We start from the raw sequence: 2,599 nt of genomic DNA, 5'->3' as shown, positions 1-2,599 counted from the left end.
AATATAAAAACTCTCATGGGAAAATATAATTATATAATTTGTATAGTTAGGAGAGTAATATGAGAGGACAGATAAAAATTTTAAATAAATTTATATATGTAGTAATGATAGTAGTTGTAGGATTTACATCCCTTGGATTAACATCAAATGAAAATGAGAAAAAAATTCATAGTAATATTACAATTGAAAATATTGATGTGGGAAAATTAACTAAAAAACAAGCAATTAAAAAGCTAGAAGCAAAGTATCCTTTAAAGGATTTTTATATTACTTGGGGAAATGAAAAATGGGCAATAGAAGCAAAAAGTATAGACCTTGATTATCATATCGAAGAAAGAGTAAATGAAGCTTTTAATTATACGAGAGATACTTCAATGTTGGAAAATATAAAAAGAAAAGGAAAGCTTAAATTAAAAAAATCACATAATATTAGATTAAAAGCCACATATGATGAAATAAAGTTAAGTAAAGAACTAAAAGTAATTTGTAGAGCTATAAATGTGGATGCAGTTGATGCCAGTTTTCATGTTGAGCTTAGTGGAGAAATAAAAAGAACCAAATCAAAAGAAGGTAAAAAAGTTGACTTATCACGATTAAAAGAAAATATTTATGATATGATAAACAAAAAGAAAATTGAAAATATAAATTTACCAGTACTTACATCATATCCAAAAGTTTCTACTGAGCAGGTGAAAAGTATAAATTCCATACTAGGACAATTTAGCACAAGTTTTAATGACTCAACCTCTAGAGGAAGCAATATTCATGTGGCAGGGGAAAGTACCAGTGATATTTTATTAATGCCTGGAGAAACTTTTTCTTATAATAAACGTACAGGAGCTAGAAACTGGGTTAATGGATATAAAAGTGCTCCAATTATAGTTGGAGGTAAAGTTACAAATGGAGAAGGTGGAGGTGTATGCCAAGTTTCCACCACAATTTATAATGCAGCTTTACTCTCAGGACTTACAATAGACGAGGTACATAATCATTCTCTTCCCTCAAAATACGCTCCAAAGGGACGAGATGCTACTGTATCTTATGGATATACTGACTTGAAATTTACAAATCCCTACACCCACCCAGTTTATATAAAAAATATAGTGGGAAATGGAGCAATTACTTCAAAAATTTATGGATGTAATCTAGATAGAGAAAGAATAAGTATAAGAATGATAGAGGAATATACAAAAAATAAAATTACTGTGCAAACATATAGATTATACTTAGACGAAGAAAATAATATTGTAAGAAAAGAATTAGTTAATACTAGTGTTTATAAGCCTTACTAAAAATAAGATAATTTCAATATTTGAAAATTTAAAAAAATTTGTTTTTTCTGTTTAAACTAAAAATGTTAAGGTATATATATAGTATAAATTGATAATTGCTTAAACATTTAAAATAAATTATAAAATTTGGGAGGATATTAAAATGAAAAAATTTGTATGTACAGTATGTGGATATATATATGAGGGAGAAAAAGCACCAGAGGTATGTCCAGTTTGTAAAGTAAGTTCTGAAAAGTTTGAAGAAATGCAAGGTGAATTACATTGGGCTGATGAGCACAGAATAGGTGTGGCACAAGGTGTTGATGAAGTAATAATAGAAGATTTAAGAGCTAACTTTGTTGGGGAATGTACAGAAGTTGGAATGTACTTAGCTATGAGCCGTCAAGCTGATAGAGAAGGTTACCCAGAAGTTGCAGAAGCTTACAAAAGAATAGCTTTAGAAGAAGCAGAACATGCAGCTAAATTTGCAGAACTTCTTGGAGAAGTAGTTGTTGCAGATACTAAGAAAAACTTAGAAGCTAGAGTTGAAGCTGAATATGGTGCTACTGAAGGGAAATTAAAAATAGCTAAGAGAGCTAAAGAACTAGGACTTGATGCAATACATGACACTGTTCATGAAATGTGTAAAGACGAGGCTAGACATGGTAAAGCATTCTTAGGATTACTAAATAGATATTTTGGATAAGAATTAAATAGATTATGTAAAAACTCCTCATACTAGAAATAGTATGGGGAATTTTTACATACAAAAATATATAGTGATAATTAATACAACTTCACCAATATACTATAATATAGAATTAAAAAGGGGGGAATATATATTGTTACAAACGCCTTTGGGATTTTTATATGTATATATTAATAATGATCAAGTTACATATGATTTAAAAGAACTACCATTAAAGCCTATAAAAATTTGCAACTATGAAGTTGACGCTAGATATATGATAGAAATTGATAAATCAAAAATAAAAATTGGAGATGTACTTACATTTTTTATTGATACAGATATGGTAGCAGAAATAGATGGAGGAGATTGTTTAGTAGAAGCTATGTTTGAAAGTGATGATTTATATCTGGCTTTAGGAGGATACGATATTAACAACCATAGTGTTAGCAATTGTGCTTATTCATTTTCTGTCATAAAAAATGGACTAAAAGCAGAAATTATTGATTTACAATACATAGAAGATTTTGGAGTTGCCATTGCATGGAGTGGCACAAATAAGGATGACTATTACACAGCTGTATGGTTTGCAGCGGATCCTTGCATATAAAATATAACCATAAATATATGTTATAAAGTA

The 2,599-nt window shown here is 29.1% G+C and carries 3 protein-coding genes; all 3 read left to right on the top strand.

Annotation, left to right across the window (positions count from 1 at the left end):
* Positions 1 to 59 precede the first annotated feature (59 nt).
* Positions 60 to 1,292, top strand: a complete 1,233-nt coding sequence (locus tag NSA58_RS18640; protein WP_074429541.1) for a VanW family protein — start codon at positions 60 to 62, stop codon at positions 1,290 to 1,292.
* Positions 1,293 to 1,434: 142 nt separating this feature from the next.
* On the top strand, positions 1,435 to 1,977 hold the full coding sequence (locus NSA58_RS18635) for an NADH peroxidase (protein WP_039680822.1): 543 nt from the start codon (positions 1,435 to 1,437) through the stop codon (positions 1,975 to 1,977).
* Between the two features lie 136 nt (positions 1,978 to 2,113).
* Positions 2,114 to 2,569, top strand: a complete 456-nt coding sequence (locus NSA58_RS18630; protein ID WP_074429540.1) for a hypothetical protein — start codon at positions 2,114 to 2,116, stop codon at positions 2,567 to 2,569.
* Positions 2,570 to 2,599 lie beyond the last annotated feature (30 nt).

This window comes from Terrisporobacter muris, from assembly GCF_024621905.1.
In the GTDB taxonomy this organism is placed as follows: Bacteria; Bacillota; Clostridia; order Peptostreptococcales; family Peptostreptococcaceae; genus Terrisporobacter; species Terrisporobacter muris.
Note: the sequence above shows the minus strand (reverse complement) of the source record. Positions and strands in the feature narration are given on the sequence as shown.

Bases quoted from the DNA above. Each gene is read 5' to 3' on its own strand.
- NSA58_RS18640 (WP_074429541.1), top strand. From the start codon at position 60: ATGAGAGGACAGATAAAAATTTTAAATAAATTTATATATGTAGTAATG.
- NSA58_RS18635 (WP_039680822.1), top strand. From the start codon at position 1,435: ATGAAAAAATTTGTATGTACAGTATGTGGATATATATATGAGGGAGAA.